At 56.6% G+C, this 21527-nt stretch carries 14 protein-coding genes and 1 tRNA gene; 9 read left to right on the forward strand and 6 right to left on the reverse strand.

The features are described 5' to 3' along the window. Positions 1 to 115: 115 nt before the first annotated feature. The gene (locus H8527_RS03840; RefSeq protein ID WP_187545756.1) at positions 116 to 2308 is read left to right on the forward strand and encodes a GH92 family glycosyl hydrolase; all 2193 of its coding nucleotides are present in this window, start codon (positions 116 to 118) and stop codon (positions 2306 to 2308) included. Positions 2309 to 2495: 187 nt separating this feature from the next. Here the strand turns inward: H8527_RS03840 and H8527_RS03845 are convergent, their stop codons facing one another. Further along, positions 2496 to 2669 (reverse strand): hypothetical protein, encoded by a 174-nt coding sequence (locus H8527_RS03845; RefSeq protein WP_187545758.1) that lies wholly within the window; start codon positions 2667 to 2669, stop codon positions 2496 to 2498. A gap of 379 nt (positions 2670 to 3048) precedes the next feature. On the opposite strand from H8527_RS03845, the gene H8527_RS03850 reads away from it, so the two are divergent. The 7 genes from H8527_RS03850 to mfd all read left to right on the forward strand — a co-directional run bounded on the left by H8527_RS03850 (position 3049) and on the right by mfd (position 14607). Continuing rightward, positions 3049 to 3119: transfer RNA gene (locus H8527_RS03850), tRNA-Gln, on the forward strand. Positions 3120 to 3301: 182 nt separating this feature from the next. Continuing rightward, positions 3302 to 4780, forward strand: coding sequence for a lipopolysaccharide biosynthesis protein (locus H8527_RS03855; protein ID WP_187545760.1), 1479 nt, complete (start codon positions 3302 to 3304; stop codon positions 4778 to 4780). A 23-nt stretch (positions 4781 to 4803) separates the two neighbouring features. Continuing rightward, the gene (locus H8527_RS03860) at positions 4804 to 6051 is read left to right on the forward strand and encodes a pitrilysin family protein (protein WP_187545761.1); all 1248 of its coding nucleotides are present in this window, start codon (positions 4804 to 4806) and stop codon (positions 6049 to 6051) included. Between the two features lie 4 nt (positions 6052 to 6055). Continuing rightward, the gene (locus H8527_RS03865; RefSeq protein WP_187545763.1) at positions 6056 to 6619 is read left to right on the forward strand and encodes an NUDIX domain-containing protein; all 564 of its coding nucleotides are present in this window, start codon (positions 6056 to 6058) and stop codon (positions 6617 to 6619) included. A 177-nt stretch (positions 6620 to 6796) separates the two neighbouring features. Beyond that, entirely contained in the window at positions 6797 to 8956 is a 2160-nt protein-coding gene (locus H8527_RS03870) for a peptidylprolyl isomerase (RefSeq protein WP_222935108.1), read from the forward strand. A 98-nt stretch (positions 8957 to 9054) separates the two neighbouring features. Further along, positions 9055 to 11028 (forward strand): LTA synthase family protein, encoded by a 1974-nt coding sequence (locus H8527_RS03875; protein ID WP_187545766.1) that lies wholly within the window; start codon positions 9055 to 9057, stop codon positions 11026 to 11028. Between the two features lie 96 nt (positions 11029 to 11124). Continuing rightward, positions 11125 to 14607, forward strand: a complete 3483-nt coding sequence (gene mfd, locus H8527_RS03880) for a transcription-repair coupling factor (protein ID WP_187545768.1) — start codon at positions 11125 to 11127, stop codon at positions 14605 to 14607. 563 nt (positions 14608 to 15170) lie between these two features. Here the strand turns inward: mfd and H8527_RS03885 are convergent. The 4 genes from H8527_RS03885 to H8527_RS03900 form a co-directional block, all read right to left on the reverse strand. Further along, positions 15171 to 17414: a GH92 family glycosyl hydrolase gene (locus tag H8527_RS03885; protein ID WP_187545769.1), complete on the reverse strand. Its 2244-nt coding sequence runs from the start codon at positions 17412 to 17414 to the stop codon at positions 15171 to 15173. A 77-nt stretch (positions 17415 to 17491) separates the two neighbouring features. Further along, positions 17492 to 18442, reverse strand: coding sequence for a ribosome small subunit-dependent GTPase A (gene rsgA, locus H8527_RS03890; RefSeq protein ID WP_187545771.1), 951 nt, complete (start codon positions 18440 to 18442; stop codon positions 17492 to 17494). Between the two features lie 143 nt (positions 18443 to 18585). Further along, on the reverse strand, positions 18586 to 19146 hold the full coding sequence (gene frr, locus H8527_RS03895; protein WP_187545773.1) for a ribosome recycling factor: 561 nt from the start codon (positions 19144 to 19146) through the stop codon (positions 18586 to 18588). A 211-nt stretch (positions 19147 to 19357) separates the two neighbouring features. Then, on the reverse strand, positions 19358 to 20284 hold the full coding sequence (locus H8527_RS03900; protein ID WP_187545775.1) for a lysophospholipid acyltransferase family protein: 927 nt from the start codon (positions 20282 to 20284) through the stop codon (positions 19358 to 19360). 472 nt (positions 20285 to 20756) lie between these two features. Between H8527_RS03900 and H8527_RS09860 the strand changes: the two genes are divergently transcribed. Next, complete coding sequence (locus H8527_RS09860) at positions 20757 to 20882, forward strand: hypothetical protein (RefSeq protein WP_255498509.1); 126 nt, start codon at positions 20757 to 20759, stop codon at positions 20880 to 20882. Between the two features lie 241 nt (positions 20883 to 21123). Here the strand turns inward: H8527_RS09860 and rpsJ are convergent, their stop codons facing one another. Beyond that, positions 21124 to 21429 carry a 30S ribosomal protein S10 gene (gene rpsJ / locus H8527_RS03905; RefSeq protein ID WP_124932125.1) on the reverse strand — a complete coding sequence of 102 codons (306 nt, stop codon included), beginning with the start codon at positions 21427 to 21429 and terminating at the stop codon, positions 21124 to 21126. Positions 21430 to 21527 lie beyond the last annotated feature (98 nt).

Raw genomic sequence — 21527 nt, forward strand, 5'->3', positions numbered from 1 at the left:
CGCTTGAAGCGACATCTCATCCCTTGATGGAGGCCGTGCCAAAACAAATCGTTTTTGGGCACGGCCTCCTCTCGTGGAGGGAGGGTTGGATATTCTCTCTAACACACACCTATTTATGAAATCTCGTTTTGCTTTTCTCATCTTCCTGCTCCTCCTCGGTAGCGTGCCGCTCTGTGCCCAGCGCGACTACACGCAGTATGTCAATCCCCTCGTGGGTACCGACTTTGTGGGCAACACTTATCCCGGTGCCCAAGTGCCGTTCGGTATGGTGCAACTCAGCCCCGACAACCTCATCGGCGGTTGGGACCGCATTGCCGGCTACTTCTATCCCGACAGCACACTGACGGGATTTTCCCACACCCACCTCTCAGGCACGGGCGCCGGCGACCTCTACGACATTTCCTTCTTTCCGACCACGCTGCCGCAAAAGGCCGATTTCACCGTTCGACATCCTGACCAAGCTCCGCTCGGCATCTATTCCACCTTCCTCCACAGCGAGGAGACGGCCACAGCCGGATTTTATGTCGTGCGACTGGCCGACTACGACATCCGCGTCCGCCTCACGGCCACACCGCGTTGCGGCGTTCAGCACTACACCTTCCCTGCCGATGGTCGTGAGCGTGTGGTGACGCTCAACCTCGCCCGCACGATGAACTGGGATGCCACGCAGGCCGGCGAGGTACAGTTTCTCGACAGCACCACCCTCTGCGGGCATCGTTTCTCCACGGGATGGGCGCGCGACCAGCGGGTGTTTTTCGCCACGCGTTTCTCCCGCCCTTGGCAGCGTGTAGAGATCGACACCGTGCCCACGACAGCCGGCCGGAGCGTAGTGGTGCGCTTCTACTTCGGACATTCTGCCGATGAGGCTCAACGTTCCATCACTCTGGTCACGGCCCTGAGCGGGACGAGCACGGAAGGCGCGCTGCGCAACCTCGCTGCCGAAGCACCGCACAACGATTTCGACCGCTATCGAGAAGACGCGCGCCGCCTTTGGAACGAACAACTCTCGCGCCTCGAAGCCGAGAGTGACAACACGACCGACCTCCGTAAGTTCTACACCGCCCTCTATCACACCCTCCTCGCTCCCACCATCGCCAGCGATGTCGACGGAGCCTATCTCGGATCCGACCGCCGCATCCACCACACGGTCGGCATCCACTACTCCACTTTCTCACTCTGGGACACCTTCCGCGCCTCCCATCCCCTCTTCACGCTCATCTGCCCCGAACGCGTGGGCGACATGGCACAAAGTCTCATCGACTTCGGCACGCAACACGGCCGCCTGCCGGTGTGGTCGATGTGGAGCAGCGAGACTGACATGATGATTGGGCTGCACGCCATTCCCATCTTGGCCGATGCCATCGGCAAGGGCATTAAAGGCTTCGACTATGCTCAGGCACTGGCTTTGAGCCGCCGCTCCCTCCTTGATGCCGACTACCGCAGTCTGGGACACTACGACAGTTTGGGCTACGTCCCCTTCGACGTAACGGACATGGGGAAAGACGACTGGTCGCTCTCGCGCACCCTCGAATATGCCTACAACGACCATTGCGTGGCGCAGATGGCGCAATGGGTGGAAGGGCGTCCCGACCACCGCTTTGCCCAACGCTCGCAAAACTTCCGCCACCTTTTCGATGCGCAGTCGGGCTTCTTCCGTCCTCGCGACAGCCACGGCCGCTTCCAGTCGGACTTCCATCCCGAGGCCTACACACCGCACATCTGCGAGAGCAACGCCTGGCAGTATCTGTGGAGTGTGCAGCACGACCTCCCGGCACTGATGCACCTGCTCGGCGGTCGCGACCGGATGGAGGCGCGTCTCGACTCCTTTTTCACCCTCGCTCCCCGCGACAAGGCCGAACTTCCCCTCTTCTCCACCGGTATGCTGGGGCAGTATGCCCACGGCAACGAGCCTTCCCACCATGTGGCTTATCTCTACAACGTCGTCGGCCGGCCCGAGAAGACACAGCACTACGTGGCGCGGATAGTCCGCGAACTCTATCGTGACAATCCGGCGGGCTTGTGTGGCAACGACGACTGCGGACAACTCTCCGCCTGGCTGGTGTGGAGCGCCATGGGCTTCTACCCCGTCGACCCGGTGAGTGGGCGCTACGAACTGGGCACGCCGCTCTTCCCGCACCTTCGCCTCCACCTGCCCGGGGGCACGACCACCACACTCCTCGCTCCCCACGTCGATGCCGACCATTGGCGCGTGGCGAGTCTCCGCGTCAATGGCCGTCGCCACCGCTCCACGTTCCTCCCCCACGCCCTCCTCACCTCCGGTGCTCGTATGGAATGGGAGATGAAGTGAGCACCGACTTGTATTTTTATATTTTACCGATTATTTAATTCCACTCAATAGGTAGTGTACTATATCGATGGAGGCGGTGTTTTCCATTACCCACTCAAATCAAAATAGAGTGTACTTTCAAGGCAGAAGTGCAACAGTTCCCCCTTCCCTCGCGCGCGTTCCCTACAATTGTGTATGTTTTTTGCCTTCACGCCTTCACCCGGCGAGGTAAGTTGCAGAGCAACAGAAGGTTGTGGGTGAAGGCAAAAGGCGTTTCATCCTTCACCGCCTTCACTACCTTCAGGGACTTTTCCTTCACCGGCAACTCTCTGACAGCCTGCAATTTAGGGAATTCGGTGAAGGCAGTGAAGGCAAAAAACAAGACTTTCAATGTAGTAACGCGCGCGTACGCGTGAGAACGAGAACGTGTGGAGATAGAAACGCACACGATAGAGAAAAAGGAGGAGAGAAACAAGATGGGAGAAAGAAATATAAAAATATAAATAGGAGGGGGAGGAATTTACCTCTGAGATAAATACAACTATCTCTGAGATAAAAATAATTACCTCAGAGGTAGTTTTTTCAATCTCAGGGGTAGATAAGCGGGGGCGAAAATTCTTTGCCCAACTGATTGGGGAGAGTTCATGGGCGTGTTTCTGTCGTCTTTTTCTCGACGAGAACAGAAAAATCGTGCTTTTGGTAGAAAAAAGCGCGGGAAGGCTTGCAGGTGTGAAAAGAATGTCGTACTTTTGCAGCGCAATTGGGTCATGGTGTAATGGTAACACTACAGGTTTTGGTTCTGTCATTCTGGGTTCGAATCCCGGTGACCCAACAAAATGCGCTGATTGGCTGCGTGCGCAACGCTCCGATTAGCGCTTTTTTGTTGTATTTCGGCCGCTGCGTCTGTTTCCTTCGTGCTCACTCCTGTCTCGTCCGTGCGAGCAGCCCCTTTCGCAACGTCTGATTTCCCGACATCATCTTTCATATCACCTTATCTTCTGTCCTCCAAAAGCTATGGCTTCTCTAAAATCGCTTGCCAAAGACACCGCCATCTATGGAATGAGTTCCATCGTGGGGCGCTTTCTCAACTACTTGCTCATGCCGCTCTACACGGCCAAAATCGCGGCTTCTACCGGTGGATATGGTGTGGTGACGGAAGTCTATTCCTACACCGCGCTGCTTTTCGTCATCCTCACTTTCGGCATGGAGACCACGCTGTTTCGCTTCATCAACCGCGAGGACGAGCGCGACCCGACTCGCGTCTACACCACTGCCCTCATCGCTGTGGGCAGCGTGGGCTTGGCATTCATCGCCTTGGTGCTGCTGGGGCTGCGCGGCATTGCCGGCTGGATGGGCTATGCCGACCATCCGGAATACGTATGGATGATGGCGACGGCCGTAGCGCTCGATGCCTTTCAGGCCATCCCCTTCTGCTACCTTCGCTATCAAAAACGCCCGATGAAGTTTGCCATCCTCAAACTCGGTTTCATCTTCCTCAACATCACGCTCAATCTCCTCTTCTTCCTCGTTCTGCCGGCCGTTATGGAGGATTTTGTGGTGAAGGTAGACTATGTCTTTGCCATCAACCTCGCCTGCACCGGCCTCATCACCTTCGGATTTTGGAAAGAACTTTTCGGTGTGCGCTGGCGGCTGGACAAAGCGCTCCTGCGTCGCATGCTCGGCTATGCGTGGCCCATTTTGGTGCTCGGCATTGCGGGCATCCTCAACCAAACGGCCGACAAAATCCTCTTCCCTCAACTTGTGCCCGGTCGGGAAGGTAAGGTGCAGCTCGGCATCTATGGGGCAGCGGTGAAGATAGCCATGATTATGGCGCTCATCACGCAAGCCTTCCGTTATGCTTACGAGCCGTTTGTCTTCGCAGCCACCAAAGAGGGCGACAGCACCGACAACCGTCGCACGTATGCCCTGACAATGAAGTTTTTCATCATCTTCACCCTCTTTGCTTTTCTCGCAGTGGTGGCCTATCTGGAAGTGATCCGCCACATCATCGGTCGGGACTACTGGGAAGGCTTGAAGACCGTACCCATCGTGATGGTGGCCGAAATCCTGATGGGCATCTACTTCAACCTCTCCTTCTGGTACAAACTCACCGACCGCACCATCTGGGGCACTTGGTTTTCGGGAGCAGGCTGTGTGGTGTTGCTCGCCTGCAATGTGCTCTTTGTGCCGCAATATGGCTACATGGCCTGCGCTTGGGCCGGCGTGGCGGGCTACGGTACGGCAATGATGCTCTCTTACTTCGTGGGGCAACGCTACTATCCCATCCCTTATCCCCTCCGCTCCATCGCGCTCTACGTGCTGTTGGCCGCTGTGCTCTATGCGGTGATGGCCTTTGTGCCCAGTCTGACCGCTTCGACACCCCTTCATCTGTTGGTCAATACGGTCTGCCTCGTCCTCTTCCTCACCTACGTTGTGCGCACCGACTTCCCGCTCTCCCGTCTGCCTTGGGTGGGGAAATACGTCCGCCGCTAATTCTTCTTCTCTCCTACTGAATTATGCCCACAGCAACACTCAGCAACGGCCTTCGCGTCATCTTCGAGCCCTCCGCTTCGGAAGTGCTCTATTGCGGCTATGTGGTGTGTGCCGGCACACGCCATGAGCCCGAAGCCGACAGCGGAATGGCGCACTTCTTGGAACACTTGAGTTTCAAAGGCACCACGCGCCGCACCTCCACACAAATCAACAACTTTCTGGAACGAGTGGGCGGCGATCTCAACGCCTTCACCAACAAGCAAGAGACAGTGTACCACGCCACGGTGTTGCGCAAGGACGTGGCACGCGCCGTCGATTTGCTCACGGACATTGTGTTCCACAGCACCTACCCTCAGGCGGAAATCACGAAAGAAGTGGAAGTGATTGTGGACGAAATCGATAGTTATCGCGACAGCCCCTCAGAACTCATTTTCGACGAATTCGAACACCTCCTCTTTGCCGACGCTCCCCTTGGGCGCGACATTCTCGGCACTCCCGAACGTCTGCGCCAATACACCACGGCCGATGCACACCGATTTGCCGACCGCTACTACCAACCGGACAATGCCATCTTCTTTGTCTATGGGCAAACCGACTTTGCCCGCGTGCTGCGTCTGCTCTCCAAGGCGCATCAAGCCGAAGTGACGACTGCGCCTCCATCGCCCCCGGAAGTACGCCCCGGAGAGGTGGACGCCCCCACGGCTTTCAAAGGCTACGCCACACCAACCACACGCATCGTGCAGAAGGACACCCATCAAGCCCACGTCATGATGGGCGCCCCGACTTTCGGGAGCAACGACCCACGCCGCTTCGCACTGATTTTGCTCAACAACCTGCTGGGCGGTCCCGGGATGAACTCCCGCCTCAACATGGTGGTGCGTGAGCGCCACGGCCTGGTCTACAGCATCGATGCCTACCTCAACTCCTATCCCGATGCGGGCTACTGGAATGTCTACTTCGGTTGTGATGTCGACGACGTGAAGCGCTGCCTCCGTTTGGTGAAACGCGAGTTGCAGAAGTTGGCCGAAAAGCCACTCACACCGGCACAACTCAAAGCCGCCAAAGACCAATTGTGCGGACAAATCGGTATCTCGTGCGACAACCGCGAAGGCTATGCCCTGGCGATGGCCAAGACCTTTGCCCATTTCGGCCGCCACCGCAATGTGGCCGACGTCGTGGCCGCCATCCGCGAGGTGACGGCCGAACAACTGCAGAAGTTGGCCGCCGAGATTTATGCGCCCGAACGCTTGTTTACCCTCATCTATCAGTAGGAAGATGTCCTCCCATTGTCTCTCCCGCTTTTGCTACTGCCCCTGCTGCGGCAGCGACCAATTTTCCGTGCTCGACGACCGCTCCAAACGCTGTGCCGAGTGCGGCTTTGTGTTCTACCTCAATGCTTCGGCCGCCACCGTGGCCCTCATCCGCAATCCCAAGGGCGAACTCCTCGTGGTGCGTCGTGCCCGCCATCCGGGCAAAGGGTTGCTCACCCTGCCCGGCGGCTTCGTGGACCACGGAGAGAGTATCGAAGAGGGTTGCCTGCGTGAGGTGCGCGAGGAAGTCGGTGTGTCGGGACGCATCGTTCGCTTCCTGTTTTCCCTCCCCAACCGTTACCCATTTTCCGACTTTGTCGTGCCCACGGTCGACAGTTTCTTTGAAGTCGCCATCGACAATCCGGCAGCGATTGTGGCCGGCGACGATGCCGAGGCGGCCTTTTGGGTAGCCCCCGAAGATTTGCCCCTCTCGTCCTTTGCGATGTCCTCCGTGCGCGAAGGTTTGGCGCGTTGGCTGGAAGAGCAAAGGAGAAAAACAAACACCTCATCCGTCCTAACCTCTTCGTAAGTCTTGTTGAGCCCCGCCCTCCATCAGCAGGCAGGCGTCGTCGGGATTACACTTTTTTAGGTCAAAAGGCAGTAGAAACAAAGTTTTTTGCGTATCTTTGTCGCCAAATATGTGCATACCCCCTCTCGGGAGAAGTGCTAAAAGACTGAGAATGAAACAATAATAACAACAATACTAATGGCAGCATTACAAAAAATCAGAAGCAATACGTGGATTATTGCAATCATGGGAGTAGGACTTTTCCTCTTCATCCTGACCATGGTACTCGACCAAAACACCATCTCGGCCATCACCAGCGGCGGCCGCACCGTGGGTGAAGTCTACGGCAAGAGCCTTTCGCAAGAGGAATTCTACAAGATGGTCAACGAAGCCTCCGAAGTGCAGAAGTTCCGCAGCGGTGGCAGCCTCACCGACGAACAAACGGAGCAGGTGCGCGACCAGGTGTGGAACGAGTTTGTTTCGTTTGAACTCATCAAGCACGAGTGCGACAAGCTCGGTCTTATCGTCACCGACGAAGAGGTGAAACAAGCCCTTCGCGAAGGAACGGCCCAAAGTTTCCAGAACGTTCCGATGTTCATGGGGCAAGACGGTCGCTTCAACTACACCGCCCTCCAAGGTTTCTTCAAGCAAGCCAAGGAAATGAAGGGCAAACAGGTCGATTCCTCTGTGGCTGAGCAAATCGCCACCATCAACAGCCTTTGGGCCTACACCGAGAAGCAATTGCGCCGCGAGTTGCTCATGAACAAGTATCAAGCGCTCTTCGTGACTTCCTTCACCAGCAACCCTGTGAGCGCCAAGGTGGCTTTCAACGACCGCACCGTCTCCACCAACACGCAAGTGGCGGCTTTGCCTTTCGCTTCGATTTCCGACAAGGAGGTGAAGGTCGAAGACAGCGACCTCAAGGCCGCCTATGACCAATATAAAGAATTGTTCCGTCTCGACAACGAAGTGCGCGACATCAAGTATATCGACGTGAACGTGACGGCAAGTGCTGCCGACAAGAAGGCCCTCAACAACGAGATGAACGTCATCTTCGGCAAGCTCCAAGCGGGCGAAGATCCTGCTGCCGTCATCAACGCCAGCAAGAGTGCTGTACGTTTTGCCAATGTGCCCCTCTCCACGAGCGTATTCCCCTCCGACATCAAGGCAGAACTCGACTCTATGGGGGCAGGAGCCACCAAAGCACCCTACCTCAACGTACAGGACAACACGATGAACATCGTCAAGGTGATTTCCAAAGTTCAAGCTCCAGATTCCATCCTCTATCGCGCTCTCCCCGTGCAGGCTGCTGATGCCAAGGCTGCCGGTGTGCGTGCCGACTCCATCCTCAACGCCCTCAACAGCGGTGCAAAATATGCCGACATCGCCAAGAAGGCCGGTGTACCCAGCGACTCATCGTGGATTGCCGCTTCGCAATTTGAGTCTACCGAAATCTCTGCCGACAACGCCAAGTTTGTCAATGCCCTTTATAATGCTCCGCTGAAAGGCTACACTCAACTCGAAATCGGTGGCAACAAAATCATCCTCCAAGTCCTCGATCGCAAGGCGATGAAGAGCAAGGTGGTGGCCGCTGTGGTGAAAATCCCCGTAGACTTCTCCAAAGCCACTTACGATGCTGCGGTGAGCAAGTTCAACCGCTTCCTGGCTGAAAATCACTCCTTGGCCGACATTGTAAAGAACGCTCCCAAGGCCGGCTATCAGGTGATTGACCAAGATGGTTTCTCCTCGTCCAACCGCCACATCGGTGGCAACGGCCAGTTCCCCGGCATCGCCGGTTCGAAAGACGCTGTGCGCTGGGTGTTCGACACTGCTGACGAAGGCGAACTCTCTCCTCTCTACGAAGTGGGCGAAGCCAACAACCACCTCCTCGTGGTTGCCTTGGACAAGGTCTACAAGAAAGGCTACATGCCTTGGGACAACAAGCAGGTGAAAGAGTTCCTCACCGCAGTAGTGAAGAGCCAGAAGAAGGGCGAAGTGGCAGCGAAGAAACTCGCCGGTGTGAAGACCATCGAAGCCGCCAAAGCCAAGGGTGCTGTTGTCGACAGTCTCAACAACGTGACGTTCTCAGGCTATGCCGTTGTTCCTGCCGTTGGTACTCCCGAGCCGATGCTCACGGCCGCTATCAGCACTGCCAAGGTGGGCCAGACCACCGCTCCCATCATCGGTACCGCCGGTGCCTACGTGGCCAAGATTGTTTCGCGCAACAAGGGCACGGAGAAGTTTGACGCCAAACTCGAAATGAACATGACACAGCGCAGCTACATGCAGGCCGCCCAGCAGGTGCTTGGGGCTTTGGCACGCAAGGCTGACATTGTCGACCATCGCTACAAGTTCTAATCCCCTCATTGATTAGCAACAGACTCACCGAAGCGAAGTGAGGAGGTGAAACTCCCCACTTCGCTTTTCCTTTGTTCCTTTCCCTCTTTTTTTCCTCCATGCGTACTTCTATTTCTGCGCGCTCCTTGGCCTCTTCGGGGTGGAGCGTTCCCGTTGTGCTTCTGCTCAACACCCTGTTGGCACTTATGGTGTTTGCACTGTGCCGCCTCGTCTTTTTTCTGGAAAACTATACCCTCTATGCTGCCGACTTAGGGCGCTGGTCGTGGGGCGAGATGTGGGAAGGCACGTTGCGGTTTGACGGTGCCGCCGTGGCTTATACCCAGCTGCTCTATGCACTGTTCTTGCTCTTCCCCTATCCCCGTTGGGAGGGGCAAGTGCGACAACGCTTGACCAAATGGACGTTTGTCGGGGTGCAAAGTCTGTGTGTGGTTCTCAACCTCATCGATGCCGTCTACGTCCAGTACACCGGACGGCGCAGCACGATCGGTGTGCTGCAAGAGTTCAGTCACGAAAGCAACATCGGGCGCATCTTCCTCGCCGAGCTCCTCCCCCACTGGTACCTCTTCGTGGCAGGCGCAGTCCTCATTTTCCTCCTCTATCGGTGCTACGTCTCGCTGCCCCATCCCACGAGCCCTTTCCGCCCGAAGTCCTACTACTTCTCGCGCATCGGCACTCTACTGGGGTTTGCTCTCCTCGCAGTGGTAGGCATGCGGGGCGGCTATCTCGGGGGACAGCGTCCCATTCGCTTGACCGATGCCAACATCTTTGTCCGGCGTCCCACTGAAGCGTCCCTCATCCTCAACACCCCCTTTTCCATCATCCGCACCCTCGGCAAACGCTCCTTTGTTGTGCCGCACTACTTTCCGGCCGACCGTTTGCCAGCCCTCTATTCGCCCATCCACAACGTGGGCGACAGTCTGCCGATGCGGCGGAAGAACGTGGTGGTGCTCATTGTCGAAAGCATGGGCCGCGAATACATCGGTGCGCTCAACCGCGACTTAGACGGCGGACGCTATCGGGGGTTCACCCCCTTCTTAGACTCTCTGTGCCAACAGAGCTACCGTTTCGAACAAAGCTACGCCACCGGCCGTAAGAGCATCGACGGCATGCCCTCCATCCTTTCGGGACTGCCGAGGATGGGTGAGTCCATCTTCCTCACCCCTGCCGCCCTCAACAAAATAAGCGGCTTGGCGGGAGAACTCCGCAAAGAGGGCTACACCACCGCCTTCTTCCACGGTGCCGAAAGGGGGTCGATGGGCTTCCTCCCCTTCTCCCGCACCACCGGCTACGCTCACTACTATGGCCGCGAAGACTACGAGGCCGACCCCGTCTGGGGAAAGCAGGCGGCCTTCGACGGCACTTGGGGCATCTGGGACGAGTGGTTCTTGCAATACTATGCCCACAAGATGACGCAGATGCGCCCGCCCTTCCTGACCACGGTCTTCACGCTTTCGAGCCACCATCCTTTCCACGTGCCCGAAGCCTATGCCAAGCGCTTTCCTGAAGAGGGCGGACATCCCCTCTACAAGTGCATCCGCTATGCCGACTTTGCCCTCCGCCGATTCTTTGAAACCGCCCAAAAGCAACCGTGGTACAAGAACACGATTTTTGTACTCACTGCCGACCATACCAACGCCCCCATCCACGACGAATATCGCACGGTGGCGGGACTTCACGCCGTCCCCATCTTCTTTTTCGACCCTTCCGGCGAACTGAAGCCTACTCTCAGAAAGGGCATTGCGCAACAGTCCGACATCATGCCTACCCTCCTGAGCTACCTCGGCTATAAGCGCCCCTTTGTGGCCTTTGGACACGACCTCCTGCACACACCCGATGCCGCAACGTGGACAGCGGGCTTCGACAACGGCACTTTCTACATCATCCGCGGCAATCATCTCCTCCTCTTCGATGGCGAGCGTACCACGGCGGTCTACAATCTGGCCGACGACCGCCTCTGTCGCCGCAACCTGGTCGGGAAATATCGCGAACAATCCGCCCTCGAACAACTCCTCAAAGCCTACATCCAGTCCTATATGGAGCGTGTCGATGGCAACCGGCTTGTCTGCGAGTAGTTGCCGGTGTTCTTCTGATCTCGAAGGTCGAACTTCCACATCATCCTCCCCGAAGCGCGCTTCTCCAATTTTGCTTTTCTCCCATTTCCTCACTTCATGACCCTTCCCGAACTTCTCCCGCTTTTTGCTCATCATCCCGGTGTGCGCGCCCTGCTCCACTGCCTGCGCGAAGGGCAGACGCCCGTCCTGCTCGAAGGGCTGCGCGGTTCTGCTCCTGCACTGATGCTGGGGGCAGCAGCTCACGAATGTCCATCCCCCTACCTCTTCGTGCTCAACGACGAAGAGGAGGCGGGCTACTTCTACCACGACCTGCGGCAACTGCTGGGCGACGAGTGCGTACTGTTCTTCCCCTCGTCCTATCGCCGGGCAGTGAAATACGGCCAACGCGATGCAGCACAGGAGATCCTCCGTACCGACGTACTCTCCCGACTGAGCCGATGGGAAAGTACCCCTACCGAGGAGCACCCCATGCCGCTCTGCGTCGTGACCTTTCCCACGGCACTGGCCGAACGGGTGGCTTCGCGTAAGGAACTGACCGACCACTCCCTCACCATTCACACCGGCGAAGAGTACGACATCATTGCCCTCACGCGCCGACTGGAAGAAGTGGGCTTCCATCGCCGGGACTACGTCTACGAACCGGGAGAATACGCCCTCCGCGGGTCGATACTCGATGTGTTTAGTTTTTCGTACGAACTTCCCTTCCGCATCGACTTCTTCGGCGATGAGGTGGAGACGATACGCACCTTTGAGGTGCAGAGTCAGCTGTCCAAGCAGCTCTGCGTCGAAGCCCACATTGTGCCCCACGTTGAGGAACAAAGTTCCGCGGCGGAGTTGGTGCCGTTCACCGACTTCTTGCCGTCTGCCACACGTTTGGTCGTGCGCAACTTCGGTTTCCTCACCGCTGCCGTGCAGAAGGTCTACGACGAGGGCTTTGCCCGACAGGCAGTGGCCGAGATGGAGGCTTCATCCGAAATGGAGGCGGCCGAACTCGAAGCCCGATTTTCGGCTGCCGCTCAGTTGGTGAGCGGGAGTCGACTGGAGCGGGAACTTGCGCCTTTGCAGCGCTTCGAACTCACAGCCTCGCCCTCTACCATGGCCGATGAGGCTGCGCGGGTGGTGTTTCGCACGCAGGCCCAACCGCTGTTTCACAAGAATTTCAATCTTGTGGTCGACACCCTCCGCCGCAATCTCCGAGCGGGCATACACACCTATGTCCTCGCCGACAGTGAGAAGCAAAACGAGCGTCTGCGCGAAATCATCAACGATCTCCAACACGCCGATGTGGAGACTTCGCAAGAGGCCGCCCAGACCGCCCCACTCTTTACGAGTGTGCACCTCACCCTACACGAGGGTTTTGTCGATGAGCAAGCGCAGGTCGCCCTCTTCACCGACCACCAAATCTTCGACCGATTTCACAAGTACAACCTCCGTTCCGACCACGCCCGCAATGCCAAAATTGCCCTGACGCTCAAAGAGCTGATGCAGTTTGAGCCGGGCGACTATGTGGTGCACGTCGACCACGGCGTGGGGCGGTTTGCCGGATTGGTGCGCATGCCCGGTGCCGACGGCGAACTGCAAGAGGTCATCAAAATCACCTATCAGAACAACGATGCCATCTTCGTCTCCATCCACGCCCTCCACAAGGTGTCGAAGTACAAAGGCCGCGAGGGCGAACCGCCCCGACTCTCCCACCTCGGCACCGGTGCGTGGGAGCGCATCAAGAGCAAGACCAAGGAAAAGCTCAAAGACATCGCCCGCGACCTCATCGTCCTCTACAGCCGCCGGCGCGAAGAAAAGGGCTTCGCCTACACCCCCGACACGTTCCTCCAGCAGGAGCTTGAAGCCTCCTTTGCCTACGAAGACACCCCCGACCAGCTCAAAGTGACCCAGCAGGTCAAGGCCGACATGGAGCGCGACCGCCCGATGGACCGCCTCGTCTGCGGCGACGTGGGGTTTGGCAAAACCGAAATCGCGGTGCGCGCTGCCTTCAAGGCGGCCTGCGACAACAAGCAGGTCGCCGTGATGGTGCCGACCACGGTGCTCGCCTTGCAGCACTACAAAACTTTCGCCAAGCGGCTGAAGGACTTCCCAGTCCGCGTCGACTACCTCTCGCGGGCACGCACCACGGCCCAGACCAGGGAAATCCTCAAAGACCTCGCCGCCGGCAACATCCACATCATCATCGGCACGCACAAACTCATCGGGAAGAGCGTCAAGTTCAAAGACTTGGGCCTCCTCATCATCGATGAAGAGCAGAAGTTCGGCGTTTCGGTCAAGGAAAAGCTCCGCCAACTGAAAGTGAACGTCGACACGCTCACCATGTCGGCCACGCCCATTCCACGCACGTTGCAGTTTTCGCTCATGGGGGCCCGCGACCTGAGCGTCATCAACACGCCGCCCCCCAACCGCCTCCCCATCCAGACGGAGATCCACTCCTTCGGCCACGAAATCATTGCCGACGCCATCAACTTCGAACTCTCTCGCAATGGACAGGTCTACATCGTGACCCACCGCATCTCGTCCCTCACCAACATCGAATCGCTCATCCGCAAGCACGTGCCCGATGCGCGAGTGGTCGTGGGGCACGGACAGATGGAACCCAAGCGGCTGGAAGAAATCATCCTCGACTTCGTCAACCACGAATACGACGTCCTGCTCTCCACCACCATCATCGAAAACGGCATAGATGTGCCCAACGCCAACACCATCCTCATCGACAACGCCCACCACTTCGGCCTCTCCGACCTCCACCAGATGCGTGGTCGCGTGGGGCGCGGCAACCGCAAAGCCTTCTGCTATCTCCTCGCACCGCCCCTCTCCCTCCTCCCCGACGACAGCCGCCGACGCCTGCAAGCCATCGAAAACTTCTCCGACCTCGGCTCGGGCATCCACATCGCCATGCAGGACCTCGACATCCGCGGCGCCGGCAATCTCTTAGGTGCCGAACAGAGCGGCTTCATCGCCGACCTGGGCTACGAGACCTATCAGAAAATCCTGGCCGAAGCCGTGGCAGAACTGAAGAACGAGGAGTTTGCCGACCTTTTTGCCGAAGAACTCGAACGCCAGACCAACGCCCTCGACGGCGATGCCTTCGTGGCGGAATGCAACGTGGAGTGCGACCTCCGCGCCTATCTGCCCGAAACCTACGTGCCCGGCGCGAGCGAACGCATGCTCCTCTACCGCGAACTGGACGGCTTCAACACCGATGAAGAAATCGAAGACTTCCGCCGCCGCCTCATCGACCGATTCGGAACGCTGCCGCCCGAAGCCGAAGAACTGCTGCGCGTGCTCCCTCTCCGCCGTCTCGGTCGCCGGTGCGGGGCGGAGCGCTTGGTGCTGAAGGGCGGCAAAATGACCCTCTACTTTGTGGCTAACGCCCAAAGCCCCTTCTACCAGAGCGGTGCTTTCAGCCGCGTGCTTGCCTTCGCCACCTCTCCGGCCAACCTCCGCCGCTGCGAACTCGGCGAACAGAAGGGCAAGCGCTTCATGCGCATCAAGAGCGTGCCCTCCGTGGCCGATGCCGTGGCGCTGCTCGCCCATCTTGTGGAACATCAAGACGCTGCGTCCCCACAATAGTGCCCCGCCCCGTGCCTCTGCCGACACAGGTTCGGTGTCCTCATTTTCGCCCCATAGTTTTCTCCCCAAGCGGAGAACCGATTTTCCCTCGCGGGAGAATGGGTTCTCTTCTTGGGGAGAAATGGTTAGAGGCAAAGAGGGGTTTCCATCTGAGCTTCAGCAAAAGTTCGTGGCTTCAGCAAGAAAAGTTGCGCGCCTCAAAGATAAACTATAAACCAAACTTTGAATTACATAAACCAAACTTTGGTTTATATAAACCAAGGCTTGAATTATATAAACCAAGGTTTGGTTTATAGATTGCGCCTTAGCTTTTCAACTTTTCTTGCCGAAGCCACGAACTTTTTCGCTCACGCAGGCGAGCTGTGCCCAAAGAAGGGATGAGTTTTGAACAATGCCGCAGCATAGCTTGGATAGAGAAACGACACTTCGATGTTCGTGCCTCACGCTCACCTGCGGTGTGCTTCTCAAACAGCCCTTCGGGATGATGCCTGCTACATAAGCCAAAAGGCTGCACTTCGTGATGAAGTGCAGCCTTTTCTGTGCTTGTACGGTTGTGTCGATAGTTATTGCAACTCAAAGTCCAAGCGGCCACCGCGCAGGAGGTCGGCGTGGGAGATGCGGAAGCCCTTGAACGGGCGGCCGCCCAGGCGGATGGAGCGGATGCGTTGTCCTTGCGCGGCATTGGGGGCGGAGATGACCAAGCGGTCGGTGCCGTGGATGGCAGGGTCAAGACGCAGGGTGATGCGGTCGAACACCGGAGCGGTGAGGGTGTAGGAAGCATCGGCAGGGTTGTCGGGGTAGAAGCCCATCATCGCGAAGACAGCCCATGCACTCATCGTGCCGGTGTCGTCATTGCCGGGGATGCCGTGGGGAGCGTTGTGGAAGACTTTGTCGAGCCATTGGCGTGTGAGCACTTGTGTGCGCCATTCCTCGCCCTTGATGTAGGAGAAGAGGTAGGGATAGGCGATGTCGGGCTCGTTGGCGGGGTCGTAGTAGCCGTTGTCGAAAATGCTTTGGAGACGTTCGGTAAACTTGCGGTTGCCGCCCATCAATTTGGCTAAGCCGGTAATGTCGTGCGGCACAAAGAAGGTGTAGTTCCAAGCGTTTCCTTCGTGAAATCCGGGAGAGGGCTCGAAGTTTTCGCCTTGTTTGGGATTGAAGGGCGAGAGGAAGCGACCGTCAGGCGTACGGGGGCGCAGGGTGCCAAACTCGGGGGAGTAGTAGTGCTTGTAGCCCAGCGAGCGGCGGCGATAGCGGCGGGCATCGTCTTTCTTGCCGAGGGCTTCGGCAAAACGTGCGAGCGCGGCATCGGCCACGTAGTATTCGAGAGCGTGGGAGACAGAATTGTCGTAGGGCTCGCGCAGGGGGCAGTAGCCGAAGCGCAGGTAGTCGTCGTTGTCGGGGCGTAGGGGATTTTCCTTGCCGGGCGTGTCGGCTCCTTTGCACATGGCTTCATAGGCGAGGGGGACGTCGAAGTCGCGCAGCCCCTTCATCCAGGTGTCGACGATGACGGGGATGGCCGGGTCTCCTTCCATGGTGTAAGTTTCCTGCCCATAAAGTTCCCATTTCGGCAGCCAGCCCGTTTCGCGATATTGGTCGAGCATGGAGCGCACCATGGCCTGCTGACGTTGGGGAAAGAGGAGCGTGAAGAGTTGGTGGGTGCAGCGATAAGTGTCCCAAAGAGAGAACACGGTGTAGCGGTCGCCCGAAGTGCGGCGAGTGATGCCGGTTTGCATTTCGGGATATTCGCCGTTGACGTCTTGGAGGATGTTGGGGTGGATTTGTGTGTGATAGAGCGCGGTGTAGAAGATGGTGCGCTGGTCCGGCGTGCCGCCTTCGACGGTGACCACGGAGAGTGCCTCTTCCCACGCACATTCGGCAGCGGTGCGCACATCGGCAAAGTGGGTGCCTTGGGGCTGTTCGTGTTGTAAGTTTTCGCGCGCATTGGCGGTACTCACAAAGGAGACCCCGATTTGAACTTCTATCTGTTCGCCCTCTTCAACATTGAAGGAAAAGTAAGCCCCGATGTCGTCGCCCGAAATCTCGCGATGGAAGTTGGGGTAGAGTTTGCGTTTTCCGGCGTAGGGTTCCCAATCGGCCTCGGCGGTCATGGGGCGCTGTTGCTTCCAAAAACCGCGCTGTTGGGGACGGCGGTTGATGCGCATCACGAAGTAGAGCGGATAGACGGCTTGGGGATTGTTGTAGCAAAATGTGCCGAGGAGTTTGCTGCCTTCGATTTCGGTATCGCTCACATAACGCACCGTAGCACCACTCTCGTTGGTCAAGCCTTCGCCCAGGTTGAGCAAGACGTTGGCCTGCCCTTTGGGAAAGGTGAAGCGGGCGATGGAACTGCGGAGCGTGGCCGACACCTCGGCGAGGATGCCGTATTTCGTCAGGCGGTTGCTGTAATAGCCGGGATGCGCCACCTCGTCGGTGTAGGTGGAACCATAGTTTTTGTAGTCCGTTTCGAGGTCGCCTGTCGTGGGCATCAGCAGGAGCGAACCCATGTCGGGGCAGCCCACACCGCTGAGATTGACGTGGCTGAATCCGGTGAAGAAGCGGTTGGTGTGGTCATAGGGCGTGGACCACCAGCGGGCGTCTTTGTCGTAGCCGTTCAGGTCGCTCCCCATCACGTTGAAGGGCGTCACGCTCATCAGCCCTGTGGGGAGGACAGCACCAGGGTTACACGTCCCGAAGTTGGTCGTACCGATGAAGGGATTGACGTAGTCGATGAGCCGCTGCGCGGATTGAGCCGCTGCTGCCGAGGCAAGCGTGCAAGCCAACAGAAGAATGAGAATGCGTTTCATTTCAGGGAAACTAAAAAGGATGGTGTGTTTAGAAGAAAAGGTGCGGCCGGTTTGGAGTAGACAGTACCTTGATGGCCTCAAAGGTGGGCGCGATATTTTCCCTCTTCCTTGTCGTTGAGCATGGAGAGGTAGGAGGTGTAGCGCGAGGGAGCGAGCCGGTGGGCTTCGAGAGCTTCGACGACGGCACAACCCGGTTCTTGGGTGTGGGTGCAGTTGGAGAAGCGACAACCCTCTCCGAGCGCAAAGATGTCGCGGAAGTAGTGGGCGATTTCTTCCGGCTCCATGTCGAACGTGCCAAACCCCTTGATACCGGGGATGTCGATGAGGCTGCCCGCAGATTGATCATCGGGCGAAGGAAGGTCGAAGAGTTCGCTGAAAGTGGTGGTGTGCATCCCCGTGCCGTGGGCGTCGGAAATTTCGGCCGTCTTCACTTGCGCATCGGGAATGAACTGATTGAGCAACGTGCTTTTGCCCACGCCCGAATGTCCGGCCAGAAGGGTGATTTTCCCCGTGAGCCGTGGACGCAATGCCTCCAATCCGTGGCCGGAGAGCGCCGCAATTTGGTGCACCTCGTAGCCCATGTCGGTGTAGATGTGCGTGAGGTAGTCGGCCGTGGCGCGTTCGTCGTCGGTCAGATCGTCCATTTTGTTGAGCACCAACACGACGGGGACACGATAGGCTTCGGCCGAAGCCAAGAAGCGGTCGATGAAAGTGGTGCTGGTCTCAGGGCGCGCCAAGGTGGCCACCAAGAGGGCTTGGTCGATGTTGGCGGCGAGGATGTGGCTTTGTTTGGAGAGGTTGGAAGCTTTGCGGATGATGTAGTTGCGGCGCGGGTCGATGGCGGTGATGAAAGCGAGTTCGCCCTCGCCGTTATTGCGCAGCGTCACGCCATCTCCCACTGCCACGGGGTTGGTGGTGCGGATGCCTTTGAGGCGGAAATTGCCTTTGACGCGGCTTTCGATGAGTTGCCCTTCATCGGTGCGCACAAGATAACTGCTTCCGGTGTTTTTGATGACGATGCCGTGCATGAAGTTGAGGGATTGGGGGGAGGTTTTCGGAAATAAGTAGGCAATGAAGCGTCTGTAAGGAAACGAAGAAAACGATGGTCAGGTAGTGCATAGGCTACTTGCCATCGTTTTTTTCGGGCTGGGGCCAAGAGCGACCTTCTGCCTTAGACGGTCATGATTTCTTTGCTCTTGGCGGCGAGCAATTCTTCCACGCGCTTCACCATCTTGTCGTGGAGCTTTTGCAAGTCGTTTTCGGCATCTTTGGCCACATCTTCGGGCACACCGTCTTTCGTGCTTTTCTTGAGTTTGTCGATGCCGTCACGACGTGCGTTGCGGATGGCGATTTTAGTCTCTTCGCCCTCGGCATTGCACTGCTTGGTGAGGTCGCGGCGACGTTCTTCGGTGAGCGGGGGAATGGCGAGACGGATCACTTCACCATTGTTTTCGGGCATAATGCCCACGTTGGAATCGATGATGGCCTTTTCGATGGGGCGGAACATCGACTTGTCCCAAGGCTTGATGGCAATCGTGCGGGCATCTGGAGTGGTGATGGCAGCACAATTGTTCACGGGCACCATCGATCCATAGGAGTTGACCATCACTTGGTCGAGGATGTGGACATTGGCCTTTCCGGCGCGGATGTGCGAGAGCGTTTCTTCGAGGTGCATCACACTCATTTCCATTCTTTCCTCGCTGTCGGCGAGCAGTTGCTTTACGTCTAACATGGGGCTGTCAAGTGTTATCGTTGAGTTAAGTAAGTGTTCAAAATCAAACGTAGTTACCTTACTTGTAGGCTGTTCTCTACTATCAGTAGGTGTGTAGCTATCTTATCCGTAGGTTGTTCTCTACTTTGATATTTCGTTTTGCAAATATACTTCATCTTTTCCTATTTGCAAAGGAAAGCTCCGGATTTGTAAGGCGCAGTGCTGCATTTCACTATTTCCGGGCAGAAGGGCCGGCTTTGTAGTTTTCCCAATCTTGGCGGGTGCGCTTCCAGCGGTTGTGCGTCCAGAGCCAAAGGTGAGGTTGCGAGCGTATGCTTTGCTCAATGCAGCGGGCAAAGGCGTCGGTGACGGGGAAAGGCTGTTCCGGTGTGGGGACTTCAGGGTGCATCTCCCGCAATTCCGCCCGATAATACCCTCTTCGAGGACGCGTCATTTCGAGATAGAAGAAGCGAGCGCCCAACTTTCCACCGATTTTCTCCGCCCCGGTGAAAAAGGACGTGTCGTGGTGCAGAAACTCCGTCCAGTGGTGCATCGCCTCTATCTTGGGCGCTTGGTCGGCAATGAAGCCCACCATCGACGAGTGTCCTTCGCGCTTCCAGTGCAGCAGTACGCGCAGCGTCTCTTTCATCGCAATGTTCGTTGCGCCGAAGCGACCTCGGATGTGGAAAAACAGCCGGTCCATCATGGGCGAGTGAAGGGGATGATAGATTTGTCCAAACATCGTGCTGCGGTGACTCCACAGCGGCAACGAGGCCACCCACTCCCAGTTGCAGAAATGCCCCAGATAGAGGAAGCAATGCTGTTCGGGGCTGCGTTCCATTTCGGCTTCCACCTCCGCGAGGTTGACAAACTCCATACGGCGCATCATCTCTCGGCGCGAGATGGAGAACTCTTTGAGGGTTTCCACCATATAGTCGGCCAGCCAGTGGTAAAACTTGCGTTCAATCTCCTGCCGCTCCTGCTCACTTTTTTCTGGAAAACAATCGCAAAGGTTGCGCTGCACCAGTGCACGGCGATACTTCAAAATGTGGAACACGAGGGGGAACACCAGCACATCGGCCAAAAAATAATGTAGTCGTAAGGGAAGCAGCGAGGTCAAGTAGGCTAAACCATAAGCTATCCAATAAAAAACTTTCATGCTGCGAAGTTACAATTTTAAGTTGAGATGGGCGTCAAAGGCTACGACATTTCATGGAGAGAGGATACAAAAGCGCTCCTACCGATAGAAAAAGAAAGCGTACCGCAAGCCCTGTTTCGCTGGACTTATGCCAACTTGACCCTTCAAATTTACTTTACTGTCGTTAAAAAGAGGCGGTTTTAGTCGATTCTGCTTGTTCTAAGATAGCAAACGTTGTATCTTTGCACCAGAAAACAAAACGATAGCACTCGCTTCGATAGTCGTCACCTCGACACTCAAGCGCGCTTCGTGTTCCAATATGGATTTAAGGTAAAAATTAAGGATAATATCCGCTGCGTGATGCAGCCGATTGATTAAGGTAAAAGATTAAGGATTAGATGTTGACTGTCGAGAGACAGACAAACTGAACACAGAGGCCGGCAAAACGGCCGGTTCTCTTATTGTTGAACACAAAAACAAAAAAGAACCAATTATGATGGATAAAAAAACTATTGACGAACTGATGTATCGCATTGCTCGGTACCGTTCGATGGGCAACGGCAGTATGTGCCAAATGCTCAACAGCCAACTTCGTGCACTCCGTTCACAAGTCGGTTAAGAAAACTCTCTTCAACCCTCGCACTTCCCAATTCGGGGAAGTCGAGACAGAGGTTGAACAGAAATGTTGTTACAACCCCTTTATTGATGAAGCTCCACATCGGGCTTCTTTTTTTTGCCCCTATGCACAGCAAGTTGGAGCGCCCGAACGTATGGCTCTTCAGCCGGGCAAAAAACAAAAGAGGATATATCCCGAAGCGGGCTATATCCTCTTTATTGTTGTAAATCGAAGCGAGAAAAGACTACACCTTGATTTCTACTTCAACACCGCAAGGCAATTCGAGCTTCATGAGCGCATCGATGGTCTTGGGGTTGGAGCTGTAGATGTCGATGAGACGCTTGTAGGTCGAAACCTCAAACTGCTCACGACTCTTCTTGTTGACGAAGGTAGAGCGGTTCACCGTGATGATGCGCTTACGAGTGGGGAGGGGGATGGGACCGCTCACGATGGCACCCGTTGCTTTGACATTCTTCACGATTTTTTCGGCCGACTTCTCAACGAGAGTGTGGTCGTAGCTCTTGAGCTTGATACGAATTTTTTGACTCATTGTTTTGTAGTGTTTGACACCATCGAAAGGTAGGCGGGATAAGAGTCGTTCGCTATCCCACTCCTTTCGGCGGCAATGGATTGGATTTTGTTTCGGAA

Origin of the sequence: Alloprevotella sp. Lung230 (genome assembly GCF_014385435.1) — a bacterium.
Taxonomy (GTDB): domain Bacteria; phylum Bacteroidota; class Bacteroidia; order Bacteroidales; family Bacteroidaceae; genus Alloprevotella.